General features: G+C 39.8%; 22 protein-coding genes. 15 read left to right on the top strand and 7 right to left on the bottom strand.

Going from position 1 to position 18,581, the window contains the following annotated elements; genetic code table 11:
* Positions 1-9 precede the first annotated feature (9 nt).
* From KIH23_RS03365 to KIH23_RS03375, 3 genes are read right to left on the bottom strand one after another with little or no spacing between them, the layout of a single operon-like run.
* Entirely contained in the window at positions 10-402 is a 393-nt protein-coding gene (locus KIH23_RS03365; RefSeq protein WP_213211258.1) for a DUF1801 domain-containing protein, read from the bottom strand.
* Positions 403-404: 2 nt separating this feature from the next.
* Positions 405-836 carry a DUF1801 domain-containing protein gene (locus KIH23_RS03370; RefSeq protein ID WP_213211259.1) on the bottom strand — a complete coding sequence of 144 codons (432 nt, stop codon included), beginning with the start codon at positions 834-836 and terminating at the stop codon, positions 405-407.
* A gap of 5 nt (positions 837-841) precedes the next feature.
* A complete protein-coding gene (locus tag KIH23_RS03375) occupies positions 842-1,270 on the bottom strand; it encodes a VOC family protein (protein WP_213211260.1) in 429 nt (142 codons plus the stop codon).
* A gap of 224 nt (positions 1,271-1,494) precedes the next feature.
* Here KIH23_RS03375 and lipA point away from each other — a divergent pair, with 224 nt between their 5' ends.
* The 3 genes from lipA (at position 1,495) to KIH23_RS03390 (ending at position 5,842) form a co-directional block, all read left to right on the top strand.
* Entirely contained in the window at positions 1,495-2,364 is an 870-nt protein-coding gene (gene lipA, locus KIH23_RS03380) for a lipoyl synthase (RefSeq protein WP_213211261.1), read from the top strand.
* 249 nt (positions 2,365-2,613) lie between these two features.
* The gene (gene gap / locus KIH23_RS03385) at positions 2,614-3,609 is read left to right on the top strand and encodes a type I glyceraldehyde-3-phosphate dehydrogenase (RefSeq protein WP_213211262.1); all 996 of its coding nucleotides are present in this window, start codon (positions 2,614-2,616) and stop codon (positions 3,607-3,609) included.
* A 43-nt stretch (positions 3,610-3,652) separates the two neighbouring features.
* Complete coding sequence (locus tag KIH23_RS03390) at positions 3,653-5,842, top strand: ATP-binding protein (protein WP_213211263.1); 2,190 nt, start codon at positions 3,653-3,655, stop codon at positions 5,840-5,842.
* On the opposite strand, the gene KIH23_RS03395 is transcribed toward KIH23_RS03390, so the two are convergent.
* The gene (locus tag KIH23_RS03395; protein WP_213211264.1) at positions 5,839-6,651 is read right to left on the bottom strand and encodes a purine-nucleoside phosphorylase; all 813 of its coding nucleotides are present in this window, start codon (positions 6,649-6,651) and stop codon (positions 5,839-5,841) included. The two genes, KIH23_RS03390 and KIH23_RS03395, sit on opposite strands and share 4 nt — an antisense overlap.
* Entirely contained in the window at positions 6,623-7,642 is a 1,020-nt protein-coding gene (gene lpxK, locus KIH23_RS03400) for a tetraacyldisaccharide 4'-kinase (protein ID WP_213211265.1), read from the bottom strand. Before lpxK ends, KIH23_RS03395 begins: the two co-directional genes overlap by 29 nt.
* 87 nt (positions 7,643-7,729) lie before the next feature.
* Here lpxK and KIH23_RS03405 point away from each other — a divergent pair, with 87 nt between their 5' ends.
* The 5 genes from KIH23_RS03405 to rluF all read left to right on the top strand — a co-directional run bounded on the left by KIH23_RS03405 (position 7,730) and on the right by rluF (position 12,089).
* Complete coding sequence (locus KIH23_RS03405) at positions 7,730-8,296, top strand: hypothetical protein (RefSeq protein ID WP_213211266.1); 567 nt, start codon at positions 7,730-7,732, stop codon at positions 8,294-8,296.
* Between the two features lie 7 nt (positions 8,297-8,303).
* Positions 8,304-9,398: a Nif3-like dinuclear metal center hexameric protein gene (locus KIH23_RS03410; protein WP_213211490.1), complete on the top strand. Its 1,095-nt coding sequence runs from the start codon at positions 8,304-8,306 to the stop codon at positions 9,396-9,398.
* 3 nt (positions 9,399-9,401) lie between these two features.
* Positions 9,402-10,181, top strand: a complete 780-nt coding sequence (locus tag KIH23_RS03415) for a zinc ribbon domain-containing protein (RefSeq protein ID WP_213211267.1) — start codon at positions 9,402-9,404, stop codon at positions 10,179-10,181.
* Between the two features lie 31 nt (positions 10,182-10,212).
* Positions 10,213-11,055 (top strand): alpha/beta hydrolase, encoded by an 843-nt coding sequence (locus KIH23_RS03420; RefSeq protein WP_213211268.1) that lies wholly within the window; start codon positions 10,213-10,215, stop codon positions 11,053-11,055.
* Positions 11,056-11,177: 122 nt separating this feature from the next.
* Positions 11,178-12,089: a 23S rRNA pseudouridine(2604) synthase RluF gene (gene rluF, locus KIH23_RS03425; protein ID WP_213211269.1), complete on the top strand. Its 912-nt coding sequence runs from the start codon at positions 11,178-11,180 to the stop codon at positions 12,087-12,089.
* Here rluF and KIH23_RS03430 read toward each other — a convergent pair.
* Together KIH23_RS03430 and ffh are read right to left on the bottom strand one after the other, a co-directional pair.
* Positions 12,086-12,967: a bifunctional 5,10-methylenetetrahydrofolate dehydrogenase/5,10-methenyltetrahydrofolate cyclohydrolase gene (locus KIH23_RS03430; RefSeq protein ID WP_213211270.1), complete on the bottom strand. Its 882-nt coding sequence runs from the start codon at positions 12,965-12,967 to the stop codon at positions 12,086-12,088. The two genes, rluF and KIH23_RS03430, sit on opposite strands and share 4 nt — an antisense overlap.
* Before the next feature lie 65 nt (positions 12,968-13,032).
* A complete protein-coding gene (ffh, locus tag KIH23_RS03435; protein ID WP_213211271.1) occupies positions 13,033-14,370 on the bottom strand; it encodes a signal recognition particle protein in 1,338 nt (445 codons plus the stop codon).
* 219 nt (positions 14,371-14,589) lie between these two features.
* Here ffh and KIH23_RS03440 point away from each other — a divergent pair, with 219 nt between their 5' ends.
* The 7 genes from KIH23_RS03440 to KIH23_RS03470 are packed head-to-tail and all read left to right on the top strand — an operon-like array spanning position 14,590 to position 18,538.
* Positions 14,590-15,015: a ubiquinol-cytochrome c reductase iron-sulfur subunit gene (locus KIH23_RS03440; RefSeq protein ID WP_213211272.1), complete on the top strand. Its 426-nt coding sequence runs from the start codon at positions 14,590-14,592 to the stop codon at positions 15,013-15,015.
* Between the two features lie 10 nt (positions 15,016-15,025).
* Positions 15,026-15,547, top strand: a complete 522-nt coding sequence (locus KIH23_RS03445) for an ankyrin repeat domain-containing protein (protein WP_213211273.1) — start codon at positions 15,026-15,028, stop codon at positions 15,545-15,547.
* 30 nt (positions 15,548-15,577) lie between these two features.
* Complete coding sequence (locus KIH23_RS03450) at positions 15,578-16,336, top strand: T9SS type A sorting domain-containing protein (protein WP_213211274.1); 759 nt, start codon at positions 15,578-15,580, stop codon at positions 16,334-16,336.
* Positions 16,337-16,354: 18 nt separating this feature from the next.
* The gene (locus KIH23_RS03455; protein WP_213211275.1) at positions 16,355-16,738 is read left to right on the top strand and encodes an OB-fold putative lipoprotein; all 384 of its coding nucleotides are present in this window, start codon (positions 16,355-16,357) and stop codon (positions 16,736-16,738) included.
* 14 nt (positions 16,739-16,752) lie between these two features.
* Positions 16,753-17,625, top strand: a complete 873-nt coding sequence (locus KIH23_RS03460) for a DUF5777 family beta-barrel protein (protein ID WP_249684767.1) — start codon at positions 16,753-16,755, stop codon at positions 17,623-17,625.
* Positions 17,626-17,627: 2 nt separating this feature from the next.
* On the top strand, positions 17,628-17,984 hold the full coding sequence (locus KIH23_RS03465) for a hypothetical protein (protein ID WP_213211276.1): 357 nt from the start codon (positions 17,628-17,630) through the stop codon (positions 17,982-17,984).
* Between the two features lie 11 nt (positions 17,985-17,995).
* Positions 17,996-18,538: a YceI family protein gene (locus tag KIH23_RS03470; RefSeq protein WP_213211277.1), complete on the top strand. Its 543-nt coding sequence runs from the start codon at positions 17,996-17,998 to the stop codon at positions 18,536-18,538.
* Positions 18,539-18,581: the final 43 nt, after the last annotated feature.

The following is an 18,581-nucleotide window of genomic DNA, read 5'->3' on the forward strand; positions in this document are numbered from 1 at the left end:
GATGAGATTTTATTTCAGTCGAAGCAACTGACCTTTGCGGCGAACAATGTTTTTGTAATCCCATTGAATATCGATGCTTTTTTGCAGCCAAACTTTGAGTTGCTCAGCATCAATATCATTTATATTTTGGTAAAAAACAGAAGCGTCTTTGAATTTTTTTCCGAGGATATTGAGCGCGGGTTCATCAAAATCGGCACCGCTCCAAAACATCAAACGAATGCCTGCCTTTTGCAAACTATAGCCCACAATCGGGTTTTGATCGATAAACCACACCGGATGCGCATGCCAAATTTTGCTTTCGGCATCGCTGAGTTCACTGTCTATGATTAGTGCCAAAGAATCGCACACCAGCTGATGTTCGGGACTCTGACTTTGATTGTATTTTAAAATATCTGGATGCATATTTACTTTTGATTTTGCGCTTCAAATCCGATGTTGATAGCTTTTTTTAATACCGATAAATCAATGTCTTTGAGCGATTTAAATTTAATGCAATAACCGCTCACACTGGCTTTTCCTATTTGATCAGCAAAGTTATTCGTCAAATAGTTTTTGTCGTCAATCCCCATAATATACACCGAAATTCCAGCGGTATTGGCACTGAGTCCCACTTGATAAAACGTTCTGGTTTTGCCGTTTGCATATTGTATTTCATAGCTTCCGTAGCCAATGTTGGGGTTTGAAACCACTTTGCCTTGGTCATTGGTTCCGTCTAAAAACCACAAAAGCGCATCAGGATTAATTTGCAAAATAAGTTCGTGCAAAATGCGCAAATCATTTTGTTTGAGCTCGCTTTGCGCAGCTATATAATTATGGATTTGCTCCTGAACACTCATGCCCATCAGCCTTGATTTACGTCATATTCAATCATCCACTCAATGCCAAAACGATCGCGAAACATAGCAAAATAAGTGCCCCACGGGCTGTCTTCAAGCGGCATTTCAATAGTTCCGCCTTGTGACAAACCTTTGAATAAATGCTCAGCTTCTTGCCTGCTCTGTGCGCGCAATGCAATTTTAGAACGATGCTCTAATTCATTGACGGTTCCCATAAAAGCCGGCACGTCATTACCGCTCAAAATATTATCGCCGACAGGCAAAGCAATATGCATGATTTTCTGCGCTTCTTGTTCAGAGACTTCGGCATCAAGCCCAGGCAAATCTTTGAAGCGAATTATTTTGGTAAAGCTTCCGCCAAAAACCGATTGATAAAAGTTAAAGGCTTCTTGGGCGTTTCCGTTGAAGTTGATGTGTGTATTGAGTTGCGGCATCTTTTTTTGTTTTAAAGATAGGATTTTTAAAATAAAACCAAAACATGCATGAATCTGTGCACCGCGCCAGGGATAGCAGCGGATATCCTTTTGCGGCGCAAGCAAGCAAAAGATAGCAGCGTATAGCCCGCTCGGGCGCCCTAAAAAACGAGCCTATTTTAGGAATTGTTAATTTGCACATCAGAGCAAAACAATCGTTATCTTTGCGGGGCAAATTTCAAATTATGGAAACCGTTCTTGACAACAATCTTCCGGTAGGTAAACCCAAATGGCTTAAAGTTAAATTGCCTATTGGCCAGAAATATACTGAGCTGCGCGGCTTGGTTGATCAGTACAAACTCAACACCATTTGCACCTCGGGCAGTTGCCCCAATATGGGCGAATGCTGGGGCGAAGGCACGGCTACGTTTATGATTTTGGGCAATGTTTGCACGCGCTCTTGCGGATTTTGCGGCGTTAAAACCGGTCGCCCGGAAACGGTTGATTGGGACGAACCTGAAAAAGTAGCGCGCTCAATTAAAATCATGAAAATCAAACATGCGGTAATTACCAGTGTGGATCGCGATGATTTAAAAGACGGCGGCTCAATTATTTGGATCGAAACCGTACGCGCCATCAGACGCATGAATCCTGAAACAACGCTAGAAACTTTGATTCCCGATTTTCAAGGTATTGAGCGCAATATTGACCGCATTGTAGAGGCCAACCCAGAGGTAGTTTCGCACAATATGGAAACCGTTCGTCGCCTAACGCGCGAGGTGCGCATTCAAGCCAAATACGACCGCAGCTTAGAAGTTTTGCGCTATTTAAAAGCTCAGGGCATTCGCCGAACCAAATCGGGCATTATGCTGGGCTTGGGCGAAACCGAAGAAGAAGTAATTCAAACCATGCGCGATTTGCGCGAGGCCAACGTTGATATTGTGACCATTGGCCAATATTTGCAACCGAGCAAAAAACACTTACCGGTGAAAGAATTCATCACACCAGAGCAATTCAAAAAATACGAAGATTTAGGCAAAGAAATGGGTTTTAGACATGTGGAAAGCGGCGCACTCGTGCGTTCGAGTTATCACGCTGAGAAACACATTTTGTAAATTTATGTTGCATGTTGTATGCTGAATGTTCAATGGAGCGCAGTGGAATAAATAATGAATAATGGGGCGTTCCCTGCGGGTCGGGCTTTCGGCACTTGCTTTTTGGTTTCATTGCATTACACCAAAAGAGCTCAGACAAAGCCTTAATCCCTAACGCAAAACTGTATATCATTAAACAACTGTAGTCAACTCTAAACTTTTTAAACTTTCTAAACTTTCTAAACTTCTTCTTCTCAACTTCTTCTTCTCATGATTAAAATTGCCATCAACGGTTTTGGACGCATCGGACGCAATTTGTTTCGGTTATTGCTGAATCACCCGCACATTCAAGTGGTGGGCATCAATGATTTGGCCGACAACAAAACCATGGCTCATTTGCTCAAATATGACAGTATTCACGGAGTTTTGGCTGATGAAGTATCTTATGACGAGCAAGGAATTTTAGTGAATGGTCAACACTATCGGTTCTTTCATGAAAAAAATATTTCTGAGATTGGTTGGGCGCAACTCAGCCCCGATTTTGTCATTGAAGCCACCGGAAAATTCAAAACACATTCAGACCTTTACCAGCACATTACGGCCGGAGCTAAACGAGTCATTTTATCGGCGCCTTCAGAAGTTGCAGAAATCAAAACCGTTGTTTTGGGTGTGAACGAGCATGTTTTAGACGGTTCAGAATTAATCATATCCAACGCCAGTTGTACCACCAACAATGCTGCGCCGATGATTAAAATCATCAATGAACTCTGCGGTATTGAACATGCGTATATTACGACTGTTCACTCCTACACCACCGATCAAAGCCTACACGACCAACCACACCGCGATTTGCGCAGAGCTCGCGGAGCAGCACAATCTATTGTTCCGACTACGACCGGAGCTGCCAAAGCACTTAATAGTATTTTTCCGGAAATGCTCGGAAAAATTGGTGGCGGAGGCATTCGTGTGCCGGTTCCTGATGGTTCTTTGACAGATATTACTTGTTATGTTTCACGCGAGGTGAGCATTGAAGAAATCAATTTGGCGTTTAAAAAAGCCTCCGAAAATGAGCTTAAAGGCATCTTAGCTTATACCGAAGATCCGATTGTATCTGTTGATATCATTGGCAATCGCAACTCTTGTTTATTTGATGCACAACTTACCTCAGCTCTAGGAAAAATGGTTAAAGTGGTGGGGTGGTATGACAATGAAATTGGTTATTCCTCAAGAATTATTGATTTGATTGTACATCTGTCTAAAAAATAATTTCGTATTTTTAGAGCCCCAAATCAACAATAAATTCTTTTCTATGAGGTATTTACTAGCCGTATTGCTTTTTCTAAGCATCTTTGCTCAGGCGCAAAAAAAGCCCAAAAACACCCGAAAAACAGACAGTGTAGCCTATTACATCGAGCTATCAAACTTCAATATTAAAACCAATAACTACAAATATTCTTTAGATTTTGCACAAAAAGCGATTGATTATGCGCACAACCAACGCAACGTAAAATCTGAAGCCTACGCCAGTAGTGTTTTGGGTGGTATTTATTTTGAGCTCAAGAAATATGATGATGCTATTGATTCTTATTACAAGAGTGTTGCATTATACAATACGCTCAAACCTTCGGGAAATCAAGGTTTCTGCTATTATCAGTTGGGGCTTTGTTTCATGGAAAAAGAAAACTACAATTCTGCCGAAGCCAATTTTGATAAGTCTAAAACCATTTATACAGCCATCAAAATTCCGGATGCCATTGAGCTTTTAAATCTGCAAAAGGGAATTTTATACAAAGCCAAAGGTCAATATAAGCAAGCCATTCCTATTTTTAACCAGATCATCGCCAAACCCGATCATACTGATATTACGCAAACCAAAGCCGAAGCGCTGTATCAAATGGGTAATATTGAATTGATCAATGAGCGAAGTAATCTGGCGTTGAATTATTTATCAAGATCACTTGCTATTAATGAACGCAATAAAAATCCGGAGCAAAAAGCTAAGATTTTATTGGCGCTGAGCAAAGCCTATGACAAATTACTCAATACCGAAAAAGCGTTTTACTTTCTTAAAAAACATTTGGGTCTCAAAGATAGTCTGGCTGCACTCAACAGTAAAAAATTAGGCGTTGAAGATTATGTTGAATTCAAAGACAACGAACGGTTAAAAACCATCGAACAGCTGGACCGCGAAAATAAAGAGCAACAAAAAGCCAACAAAGTAGCCAAACTGATTAGTATTTTGGCTATTGCGCTCATATCCATTTTATCTCTTTTGAGTTTGTCATTGTACAAAAACAACATCATCCGCAACCAATCTAATCAATTACTCAAAGAAAAAAACAGCGAACTTCAAATAGCCAAAGAAAAAGCCGAAAAGGCTTCTAAGGCACGTGCTGAGTTCTTATCAACCGTAAGTCATGAGCTCAGAACGCCACTGAACGCCATCAACGGAATCACGCATTTGCTTTTAGAAGAAAACCCAAAACCAAGCCAGATGAATTACTTGAATTCTCTGAAGTTTTCGGGAAATTATTTGCTGACCTTTATCAATGAAATTCTTGAAATCAACCGTATTGAATCAAGTGCTGTTGAGACTGAATACATCAATTTTGACCTCAAACTATTATTGTCAAACATTCAGCATTCACTCAAAGAATTGGCAGGCATCAACAACAATACGTTTTCTGTTGAGATAGATCCGAGTATTCCGGATTATTTAGTGGGCGACCCGACTAAATTGTCCCAGATATTTTTGAACTTGATCAACAACGCGCTCAAGTTTACCAAAAACGGTGAAGTAAAAGTGATTTTGCAAACCAATGAACTCAACGAAGAATTTACTTCGATTCACTTTAGAATTGTCGACACCGGAATTGGGATTCCGCAAGAAAAACTCGAAACCGTTTTTGAAAGTTTCTCTCAAGGCTCTATCGAAATCAATCGAAAATACGGCGGGACCGGTTTGGGGCTGACTATCGTAAAAAAACTCATCGAAATTATGGGTGGCAAAATTCACTTGGAAAGCGAAGTGGGCAAAGGCTCAACGTTTTATTTTGATTTGAGTTTCAGAATTGGTCATGACCAAAGCCATCTTGAAGCACAATCATTAGATTATGACGATTCTGTTTTAGATGGTAAAAAAGTCTTGCTCATTGAAGACAACAAAATCAACCAAATGATCACCAAAAAAATGGTTGAGAACAAAGGAATGATTTGCGAGGTAATCGACAATGGTGAAGACGCCATTGAAGCAGTCAAGAACAACAAATACGATTTGGTTTTGATGGATGTGCATTTGCCGGGCATCAACGGAACGATTGCTACCCAAACTATTCGAACCTTTGATAAGAAAACCAAAATTGTAGCGCTTACGGCTATTTCACTTAATGAAAACCGTGAAATGCTCTTGTCTTACGGAATGAATGATGTGCTTACCAAACCGTTTGACCCGAACGACTTTTATCGTGTTTTGAGCCAAACAGTCAGTAAAAAAGCTTAATATTTTTGAATTAACGCCTTGATTAAACTGCGAACTTGAGGTTCTGCTTTACGAGCAGCTTCGAGCACTTCTTCGTGGCTAACGGTTTCAATATTTTCTTCGTTACCCATATCAGTAATTACCGAGATTCCAAAGGTTTCAATATCCATGTGACGCGCTACGATTACTTCAGGAACTGTTGACATTCCCACGCAATCAGCGCCTAGGATTTTTACCATATGATACTCAGAAATGGTTTCAAAAGTAGGCCCCTGCAATCCCAAATAAATACCGTCTTGAACTTCAATACCGAGGTCTTGAGCTAATGATTTAGCTTTGGCTATCATGGGTTTACTATACGGCTCGCTCATGTTGAGGAATCTTGGGCCAAAACGCTCGTCATTTTTTCCGCGCAACGGATGCTCCGGAAACATATTAATGTGATCATTAATTAAAACCACCGAACCTACTTGATATGAATCTTTCACACCGCCAGAAGCATTGGACACAATAAGTTTGCTCACGCCCAAATGTTTCATGACACGCACCGGAAAAGTGACTTCTTTCATAGAATATCCTTCATAAAAATGAAATCGCCCTTGCATGGCCACAACTTGTTTGTCGCCGATGGTTCCAAAGACCAAAGCGCCTTTGTGACCTTGTACCGTTGAAACCGGAAAATTCGGAATTTCACTATACGGCAAAGTGTGTGTAATATTGATGTCGTCGGTAAAACTGCCAAGTCCTGAACCTAAAATAACTCCGTATTCAGGATTGAGTCCGGTTTTGGCTTTAATATAATCAGCGGTTTGTTGTACTTGTTCCCACATAATTTAAAATGATTTGGTCAAAACGTGAAGCCTGTTGTAAGAAAGAAGTTTTTATAGGCAAATAATACAATGCCTTTTGCTTCATATGCGGTATAAGCCGAACATAGTCTTTTTCAGTGGTCACGATAACCCGGTTTTGCGATAATTTAGTAATTTTTTCTATATCGTCTGAAGTAAAATGATGATGATCAGGATACTTTAAAACAACATCTTCTTGTTGCTGCAAATATGCAAAAAATGGCTCTGGTTTGGCGATACCTGCTATGAGTAATTTGTGTAAACTTTGCAGTTCGTTCATTTTTAAGGTTTTGCTTTCTGAACAAACCGCTTCGCCATAGGCAATAGAACTAAAAAAAACGGGGACACCGACACCTAATTTAGCAGTAATAGCCAATTGATGTTGCTCAGATAAATTTGTCGGGCATTTAGTAACTACGATTAAGTCAGCTCTTTTAACACCGTTTTTCGGCTCTCGCAGGTTACCGACCGGAAGTACATAATCATCACAAAACAAATCGCCATAAGCCGTGAGTAAAATATAAAAACCGGCTTTGACTTTTCGGTGTTGGTAGGCATCATCCAGCAAAATAACATCCGGAGTTTCGGGCAAAGCCAATAAATTCTGAATACCTCTATTTCTGTTTGCATCAACCGCCACAAGTATTTTAGGAAACTTGCGATAAAACTGATAGGGTTCATCGCCTAAAGTTTCAGCGCTTGCATTTTCATCAGCTAAGACAAAACCTTCACTTTTGCGCTTATAACCACGGCTGAGCACGGCCACTTGATATGATTCTGAAAGTAACCGGATAAGATATTCAATTTGCGGACTTTTACCGGTGCCGCCCACACTGAGGTTTCCGACGGCAATGATTGGTCTTGAATAAGTTTGAGATGCAAGTAGATTTTTATCGTATAAGAAATTTCTAATAGCCGTAATCAACGCATACAAACCGGCCAAAGGAAAGAGTATTTTTCTCAAAAAAATCATAGCACGAATGTATAATATTTTATCTTTGGAATGAAAAAAAACAACCCTAGATTCGCAAGTTGTTGCTCAAAAAACTTCAATATATTAATGAAAAAAATAATCTTCTCGTGGCTCGTTCTTTTGGCTGCTTGGCAAGTAAAAGCACAAGAATCAGATGTAACATCTCTTTTGAGAATTATTCTAGAACAATCGTACAAAAATGAAAAACCAGTATTTAAAAATCGTAGTCAGTTGTTGTATTTTTATTGTACCCAGGCCAACAATACCGGCGAATTGATTGAAGCCACACAAAAAACAGATTTACCTCAAGAATTTATTCAAGAAATTAAAATAAAAATCAATCAAGATACAGCAGAACGTTCATGGTCAAACGAACTTGAAACCATATTTGCCAACAATCCAACCCAACTCAAATTAAAAGTAAAAGAATGTGTTGAACTTGAAAAATACCAAGAAGTATCAACCCGACTTCATTTGAATAATCAGCGCCTTCTGATTGTAAGCAAACCACTTATTTATAGCAAAGGAAATCTCGCTTTAGTCAAAGTGGTTTATTACCGCAATATAGAACACAACAGCAGCAGCATTTGGTGGCTTGAAAAAAAAGACGGCCTTTGGGTTTTAAAACAAAAATTGAATTCTTGGACCACGTAGCAACATGATGAAACTTTCGCAAATATTACCTATACTCGAAGAAATGGCGCCTCAGGCCTACGCCGAAGATTTTGACAATGTCGGGCTTTTGGTCGGAAACCCAGAACAAGAAATAAAAGGGATTTTGGTATGTCACGACGCGCTTGAAAACGTAATAGATGAAGCTATTGCCAAAAATTGTCAACTGGTGGTTTGCTTTCATCCGATTATTTTCTCAGGGCTGAAAAAAATCACCGGCGCAAATTATGTTGAACGCGCCGTGCTTAAAGCCATTAAAAATGACATCGCTATTTATGCCGTTCACACCGCTTTAGACAACCACCGCAATGGTGTGAATAAAATTTTAGGCGACGCATTGGGTTTAGAAAACTTGCGCATTTTGATTCCGAAAAAACAATTCATCAGTAAACTCGTCACTTATGTGCCCGCTGAAAATGCCGAAAAAGTGAGAAATGCACTTTTTGATGCTGGTGCCGGAAACATTGGCAATTATGAAAATTGCAGTTTTAATTCAAAAGGCATCGGGACCTTTATGGGCAACGAGCATAGCAATCCTGAACTCGGTGAACGTTTTGAATTTGTTGAAACCGATGAAATCAAAATCGAAGTCACTTTTGAAAAGCATCTTGAATCTAAAATACTCAAAGCTTTGTTCACCAATCATCCGTATGAAGAAGTTGCCTATGAAATTTATCGCTTAGAGAACCAACATCAAAATATAGGTCTGGGTATGTTGGGTAATTTGCCAGAACCGATGAGCGAATTGGATTTTTTAAAAATGGTACAAACCAAAATGCAAACCGGCGGAATTCGCTATAGTGCATTGCTCGGAAAGCCCATTGAGCGTGTGGCCGTATTGGGCGGATCAGGCGCGTTTGCCATTTCGGCCGCAAAAAAAGCACAAGCTGATGCTTTTATCACGTCTGATTTAAAGTATCACAATTTTTACGAAGCTGAAAATCAATTAGTTTTGACTGATATTGGACATTTTGAAAGCGAACGATATACAAAAAATTATATTGCTGATTTTCTTATGAAAAAAATTCCTAATTTTGCCATCGTTTTATCAGAAGAAAATACAAATCCAGTTAAGTACTTATAAATTATGGCGAATACTAAAGAATTAAATGTTGAAGAGAAACTTAGAGCACTCTACGACTTACAATTGATTCACACCCGCATAGACGAAATCACAAATGTACGAGGAGAACTTCCATTAGAAGTTGAAGATTTAGAAGACGAAGTGGCCGGACTTACTGCGCGCCAAGAAAAACTAAAAAAAGACTTAGAGTTGATTGAAGATCAAATCAAAGCCAAGAAAAACGCTATTGAAGATCATCAAACAGCCATCAAAAAATATGCGAAACAACAAGACAGCGTTCGCAACAACCGCGAGTTCAACTCATTGGCTAAAGAAATTGAGTTTCAAGAATTAGAAATTCAATTGGCTGAAAAGCAAATCAAAGAACTCAAAGCTTCGATGGAGCACAAAAAAGAAACCATCACCAACTCAAAAGAAAAACTTGAGGCCAAGCAATCGCACTTAAAACACAAAAAAGCAGAACTCAGCGATATCATGTCTGAGACTGAAAAAGAAGAAAACTTCTTATTGGGCAAAGCTGCTGAATTTGAAGTTCTCATTGACGAGCGTTTGCTTAAAGCCTACAAAAGAATCCGCGGAAGCGTTCGCAACGGCCTAGCAGTTGTATCTATTGAGCGTGGAGCTTCAGCCGGATCATTCTTTACTATTCCGCCACAAACTCAAGTAGAAATTGCCGGTAGAAAGAAAATCATTACCGATGAGCATTCAGGAAGAATTTTAGTAGACAGCGCCTTAGCTGACGAAGAAAGAGAAAAAATGCAAGCCGTATTCGATACGATTTAATATACAGCCTCGGGAAACCGGGGCTTTTTTTATGAACAAACACATCCAAAAAATCATTCCCAAAATTGTGGGCAGCTACATCAACCTGATGAGCTTGTGGTCGCCCCAAAAAGCTTTTGCCCTGGCCTACAAACTCTTTAGCCATCCGCGTAAAGGAAAACTCCAAAGCCACCAACTCCCCACCATTTTACAGTCAGCGCAGCGCCAAACCATGCAAAGCAACGGCCAATCATTTGAAACGTATTTTTGGGCAGGCAACAGCACCACCGTTTTGCTCATACACGGTTGGGAAAGCAATACCGCGCGTTGGGAAAACCTGCTGCAACACTTGCAACCCACCGGATATACGCTCATTGCCATTGATGCTCCGGCACACGGGCTTTCGTCCGGGCAAGAATTCAACATTCCGCTGTATGCCACCTTTGTCGATGTAGTTGTGCAGCAATATCAGCCGAATTATTTGATCGGGCATTCACTCGGCGGAGCCACTTCGGCTTTTTACCAATACTATTATCCGCAGCATGCCTTTGAGAAAATCGTTTTGTTGGGCGCTCCTTCAGACTTTAGCATCATCCTGGACAATTTTATCAAAATGCTCGGGCTCAAATCGTCCATCAAAAAACAACTCATTCAATACACCCGCGAGCGATTTTCACTTGAAATGGAATTTTTTAGCGGACAATACTTTCTCAAAAACACCCAAACGCCGGGCTTAATCATTCACGATTTGCACGATACGGTTGTGCTTTATGCCGAGGCGCAAAAACTAGTCAACAGCTGGAAAAACGCACAATTAATCACCACACAAGGCCTCGGACACAGCTTGCACGACCGCGATGTATACCAACAAATTATTTCTTTTTTAGAAGCTTGATCCTGCCATTCGCTGTAGCTTTGCCCGTTAAAGAAACCGGGCAAAGGCTGCCGCTGCTGTCAGGGCTAGAGAATTTGTATTCGCGCGGTGTTTGCTCAAAAATTTAATGCTAATTTTGCCGTATGGAAGATCAATTCAAAAGACTCAACAAATACATTGGTGAAACCGGCTATTGCTCGCGTCGTGAAGCCGATCAACTCATTGCTGCGGGTCGTGTGACCATCAATGGGCAAGTTCCTGAAATGGGCACCAAAGTTTCGCCGCAAGATGAAGTGCGCATTGACGGAAAACTCATCCGCGACAACAGCGAAAAACTTATTTATTTAGCTTTTAACAAACCGGTCGGAATCGAGTGCACTACCAATTTAGAAGTTCGAGATAATATTATTGATTACATCAACTACCCCATTCGCATCTTCCCGATTGGACGTTTAGACAAAGCCAGTGAAGGTTTAATATTCTTAACCAACGACGGTGATATTGTCAACAAAATTTTGCGTGCACGCAACAACCACGAAAAAGAATACATCGTTACCGTTGACAAACCCATCAGCGAGCGATTCATTAAACGCATGTCAGAAGGCATTCCTATTTTGGGCACTGTAACGCGAAAATGCCATGTAGAAGTAGTCAGCAAATTTGTCTTCAAAATTATTTTGACCCAAGGCCTCAACCGACAAATCCGCCGTATGTGCGAGTTTTTAGATTATGAAGTAAAAGCGCTCAAACGCGTGCGCATCATCAATATTCACTTAGATGTACCGGTGGGTCGTTACCGCGAATTAACCGCTACAGAAATCACTCAGTTACAACAACTCATCGAACCTTCGAGCAAAACTGAAGAAGCTAGTTTTCAAGAAAAACCTGCACAAGCGCAAAGGCCGCCACGCAAAGTAGAATTCAACAAAAACAAACCGCGCTTTTCAGAAAAGCCTCAAGAAAATAAACCCGAAAAAAAATCAGTTTCACCCATACGCAAAGCCGAATTCATCAAACCCACTGATCCGGGTTACCGAAAAAAAGGCGATTATTAAAGATGTCTTCTTTGTGCTCGAGCGAGCAAAGTATTTTTGAGCAACATCGCAATGGTCATCGGTCCAACGCCACCGGGCACAGGTGTGATGTGTGATGCTTTCTTACTGACGTTTTCAAAATCAACATCGCCGGTAATGCGATAACCTTTTTCTGAACTCGGATCTTCAACGCGGGTAATGCCTACATCAATCACCACGGCATCGTCTTTAACCATTTCAGCTTTTAAATAATTGGGCACACCCAAAGCGGTGATAATGATGTCTGCTTGTGTGGTAATTTGTGCAATGTTTTTGGTATAGCTGTGCGTGAGGGTAACGGTTGAATTTCCGGGAAAACCTTTGCGTCCCATCAAAATGCTCATCGGCCTTCCTACTATGTGACTGCGCCCAATAACAACGGTGTGTTTGCCTTTGGTTTCTACGCCGTAACGCTCCAGTAATTCTAAAATTCCAAACGGAGTCGCCGGAATAAAAGTAGTCATATCTAAAGCCATTTTGCCGAAATTCTCCGGGTGAAAACCATCTACATCTTTACTTGGATCTATGGCCATGATGACTTTTTGGGTGTCAATCTGTTCGGGCAAAGGCAACTGCACGATAAAACCGTCAATGTGGTCATCTTGGTTGAGTTGTTCAATTTTTTTGAGCAATTCAGTTTCTGAAGTGGTACTGGGCATTTTGATCAAAGTTGATTCAAAACCTACTTGTTCACAAGCGCGTACTTTACTGCCTACATAGGTTAAACTCGCTCCGTCATTGCCCACCAATACGGCTGCCAAATGAGGAACCTTTTCGCCGCGCGCTTTCATGCCGTCCACTTCGGCTTTGATTTCTTGCTTGATGTCTTGAGAAGTTTTTTTCCCGTCGAGAATTTTCATAATCTTGAGTTGTGTTGTATTTCTTTTAAATAAAAAAGACGTGATAATTCACGCCTTTGAGTTTATTAGTTCATGCCACGCATGCCCGACATCATTTTCATCATTTGTTTTCCGCCCGGTCCTTGCATCATTTTCATCATCTTGCTCATTTGATCAAATTGTTTCATGAGCTGGTTGACTTCTTCAATTTTGCGACCAGAACCTTTGGCAATACGTGTTTTGCGTTTCATATCTATAATTGATGGCTTGCTGCGTTCTTGTGGTGTCATCGAATAAATTATAGCTTCAATGTGTTTGAATGCATCATCTTCAATTTCTACATCTTTTAAAGCTTTTGAAGCTCCGGGAATCATGCCGACTAAGTCTTTCATGTTACCCATCTTCTTAACTTGCTGAATTTGCTGCAAGAAATCGTCAAAACCAAATTCGTTTTTGGCAATTTTTTTCTGGAGTTTTCGCGCTTCTTCTTCATTGAATTGTTCTTGAGCGCGCTCAACGAGTGAAACCACATCACCCATTCCGAGAATACGATCAGCCATACGCGACGGATAAAACACGTCTAAGGCTTCCATTTTCTCGCCGGTTCCGACAAACTTAATCGGCTTGTTAACCACTGATTTAATAGAAAGTGCCGCACCACCGCGAGTGTCACCGTCTAATTTGGTCAAAACAACACCGTCAAAGTTGAGTCGATCATTAAATGCTTTTGCAGTATTCACGGCATCTTGACCCGTCATCGAATCCACCACAAAAAGGGTTTCTTGCGGTTGAATGGCTTGATGAACATTGGCAATTTCATTCATCATTTCCTCGTCAACTGCCAAACGACCTGCTGTATCGACAATCACGGTGTTGAATCCGTTTTCTTTGGCATATTTAATGGCATTCTGAGCGATGGCCACCGGGTTTTTATTTTCGGGTTCAGAATATACCTGAACACCAATTTGTTCACCCACCACATGCAACTGATTGATCGCTGCCGGACGATAAACATCACATGCTACCAACAATATTTTTTTGTTTTTCTTGGTTTTTAGAAACAAAGCCAATTTGCCCGAAAAAGTGGTTTTACCCGAACCTTGCAAACCCGACATTAAAATCACAGTTGGATTTCCTGACAAGTTAATGCCCGAAACGTCTCCACCCATGAGTTCAGTAAGCTCATCTTTGACCAATTTAACCAATAATTGACCTGGCTGTAAGGTTGTCAAAACGTTTTCACCAATGGCTTTTTCTTTGACTCGAGTGGTAAAATCTTTGGCGATTTTAAAGTTTACGTCGGCATCCAACAAGGCGCGACGAACTTCTTTGAGCGTTTCGGCAACGTTGACCTCAGTAATTTTTCCGTGTCCTTTAAGAATATGAAACGCTTTGTCAAGCTTCTCGCTTAAATTATCAAACATAGTGTTGAGCTTTCAAAATGATGCGCAAATTTAAGTATTTGCATTTGAAGTTGTAGGCTGAGTAATTAAAAAAATATTGAAAGTTAACTTCTATTGATTTATAAGCTTAAACCATTAGTTATTTAGAGCCAATAAAAATTGTAAAAAAAATTGTAAGGATAGTAGGGTTTTTTGTAAAGGGCATGTTTTATAGCCAAATAACACAAAAGCCCCTGAGTTATGACAAGAAAAGAGTTCTTTGGACGTGTCGGTTTTGGCGCTGCAGCCTTGCTGGTTCCGGCTTGTATAGGTGGCCTTGCTGCTAGTTGCGATAAAGATGATGACGAAAATGTAACACCAGCTCCTACGAATGTTGATTTCACATTAGATATCAGTACGGGTGCGTTAGCTACTAATGGCGGATATTTAACAACTAAAGGGTTGGTTGTTGCAAGAACTACTGACGGTGCTTTTTTAGCCGTATCGGCATCATGCACGCACGAAGGAACCAATGTTAAGTATCGCTCTGCAAGTAATGATTTTCATTGTCCAAACCACGGCGCCAATTTCAGCAGTGCAGGGCATGTTACCCAAGGCCCTGCAACCCGAAACTTAACGAGTTATAACACAGAATTGACCGGAAATACTTTAAGAGTGTTTTCATAACCCAATTGAAATGAGATTTTTATTCTTTACATACAGCTTTTTATTTATCACTTTCATTGGGAATGCCCAAGATTTGAATGTTTTTGATATTGCCAGAAAAGGAACTTTGGAACAGATTGAAGCTGCTTACAAAAAGAACCCTCAATCTATTAATGCAGTAGATGAACGCAACTCAACACCGCTGATATTGGCCTGCTACAGAGGAAACACAACCGTAGCAAATTACTTAGCAGAAAAAGTGAATAACGTTAACTACAATACAGGTCGCGGGACTGCGCTGATGGCTGCAGTTATGGCTGGAGATTTATCTATTGTAAACAAACTGATTTCGGTAAAAGCCGATTTAAATCAAAAAGGCGAAGGAAACAAAACAGCCCTTATTTATGCAGTTTTTTTTAATAAAGAAGAAATTGCTGAAGCGCTTATCAAAGCGGGTGCTGATAAAAACATTCAAGATGAAGATGGCAGAAAAGCCTTGGATTATGCCAACTTCAACAAAAACACCAAACTCATTATTTTACTAGATCAATAAATTAATGATTAACCTAAATTATTTTAAAACATGAAAAAAGCTAGCCTATTAATTGCTCTCTTGGGAATGATGCATATATCATTTGCCCAACAAAGAGAAACCGCCCTGACTACTATTGGCAGTATGAAAGTTAAAATCAATTTGAACCAAGCAACCTCATTGGCCACCATTACCCTCATGGGGCCTTCGACTAAATGGTTTTCAATTGGATTAAGTACATCGTCAATGGCAACAAACAAAGATGTAATTACTTTTGGAACCACTTTGCTTGATCAATATTTTACCAGCAATGGTCACGTAGCACCTACAACCGATGCGACCAACAATCTTACATTGGTTAGTAATACGGTTTCTGGAACAACTCGTACTGTGGTGATGACGCGCCCTTTTAGTACCGGTGATGCAAAAGATTATACTTTTACTTATGCCATGACTTCATTAGGAATCGTTTGGGGTGTTGGACCGTCAACTACTGTTACGGCAGAGCACTCAACTTTTGGAACTAAAACTTTGACTTTTGCTGATGTTTTGGCAAATGAAACCTTCCAACTAAAAGACATTTCTGTAACGCCTAACCCTTCAAGCGGTATTTTCAACATCAGTAAAAATGACATGGTAGATATCAAAACCATTCGTGTATATGATGCCAATGCCAAGTTAATTCGCGAAATCAGTTCATTTGACACCAACAACCCTTCGGTAGATTTGACTGATTTAACCAACGGTCTTTATTTTATGGAGATCTCAAATGATTCTGATAGCACTGTGAAAAAAATAGTACGCAACTAATTTTTTAAAATCATTATTATGAAAAAATCTCGTATCATAATTGCATTGGTCATTGCTGTAGTAATTGGAGTTGGAGTTTATTGGTATATCATGCATGGAGGAGCCCGGAATTTAGCCTCAGAAGATGCTGCTTACACGGTAAACGCCAATGACATAGTTCAGGAATTTTCAACAAATTCAGAGCGAGCAAACAAAAAATACCTTGAAAAAGCCGTTGTAATTACCGGTAAAGTTACCGAAATTCACGCCAACCAAGTAATTATTGACAACAGTGTTGTATGTTTGCTTCAGCAGCCCAATAGCAAAATCAAACTTAACCAATCGATTATTATGAAAGGTCGTGTGGTTGGTTTTGATGACTTTATGGGCGAGATTAAATTAGACCAGTGTTTATCCATTTAAAAGAGTCATTGAGAATGAAATTAAAAAGCTTTTTAGCAATCGGAAGCGCACTTTTTTTAAGCATGCAGCTTCACGCTCAAGACGACTTATTGAGTCAGCTTGACAGTATTAAGCCGACCAAAAAAGAAGTCGAAATGGCAGCCTTCAAAGGCTTGCAAATTTGCAACATGCAATCAACTAAACTGCCGGTAAAAGGTGAATGGTACTTTTTAGTTACCCACCGTTTTGGTGATTTGACCGAAGGCATCAACAATTTTTTTGGTTTAGATAATGCGCTCACCAGAATTGGAGGCATCTATGCGCCAACCAATTGGTTATCATTAGGAGTGTCACGTCACACAGCCAACAAAATTTATGAATTATCAGGTAAATATTTATTGGTAAGTCAAAAAGTAGATGGATTTCCGGTAACCATAGTTGGTTATAATACCGCCGAAATCAATTCATCAAAGTTTGACAAAGATGAATACCCCGAGTTCAAAGATAATAATCGCTTGGCCTATACCTCGCAGTTGTTGATTTCAAGAAAATTCAACGAATCGTTATCGTTGCAAGTTGCGCCGGTTTTTGTTCATAAAAATCTATATGATGCGCAACCCGGTACTGAACGAAAAGATGACTTTTTAATTACGGGCGGTGGTCGTTGCAAATTGTCAAAACGCATTAGTTTTAATCTTGAATATGCATATAGATTAAACAAACCTGATGTTGACTATTTCCAAAACCCGCTTTCAATGGGGTTTGATATTGAAACAGGCGGTCACGTTTTTCAGTTGGTGTTTTCTAACTCACAAGCTATGAATGATGTAGCCTATTTAACCAATGCCATTGGCAAATGGAATGACAAAGGAATTTTCTTCGGATTTAACATGTATAGAGTATTTTAATTATGAAAAAGATCAAATTGGCCCTATTAACTTTGATAGCCGGTTTAGGCATAGCCCTATACTCATGCGAATCAAATACCTACGAAGAAGTAGCCGGAGTAGTTGAAAACCCAACCTACAACGCAAATGTAAAAGGCATTATGCAAGATAAATGTTTTGAATGTCACAACCCTGAATATGGACAAGAGCCATACTTAACTAACTACACTGAAGTAAAAGACGCTTGCGAAAATTACAATTTATTGTGCCGAATCCAAGGCACAGATTGTGGTGACATTATGCCTACTTCAGGAAAAATGCCGGCTGCTCGCATCAAAATAATCCAAAACTGGATTGAGCAAGGTTACGTAGAAAATTAAAAATAAAAACCATGAAAAAACTAGTAATCATTGCCTTATCCCTTTTACTTGGTGAGGCGCTTATAGCTCAGAAAATGATGACCCGTGATGGTGAAATCAAGTTTGATGCTTCTATGCCCAATTTAGTTGAAATTGCGGCTACCAACAAAACAGCTTCATGTATTTTAGATGCATCAACAGGTGATTTAGCAGCGTTGGCTTTAGTTAAATCATTCAAGTTTAAATCTCCGCTGATGGAAGAGCACTTCAATGAAAACTATATGGAATCATCGAAGTTTCCGAAAGCCACTTTCAAAGGAAAAATCTTAAACATTGGAAAAATTGACAAAACCAAAAACACTTATGATGCCGAGGGTGATTTAACCATGCATGGTGTTACTAAAAAGGTAAAAATCAAAGTGAATTTGGTTCAAAATGCTTCAGGTAAAGTAAATATGACGAGTAATTTTACCGTAAAAGCAAAAGATTATAACATTGATATTCCTAATCTAGTTAAAGAAAATTTTGCAGAAAACATCAAAGTTTCGCTCAATTTTGAATTAGAAGGGAAATAGAAGATAGTTTGTTTGTTTAGTTGAAAACCACTTGGAAACTTCG

The organism is Flavobacterium sp. CYK-55 (assembly GCF_018413465.1).
Classification (GTDB): domain Bacteria; phylum Bacteroidota; class Bacteroidia; order Flavobacteriales; family Flavobacteriaceae; genus Flavobacterium.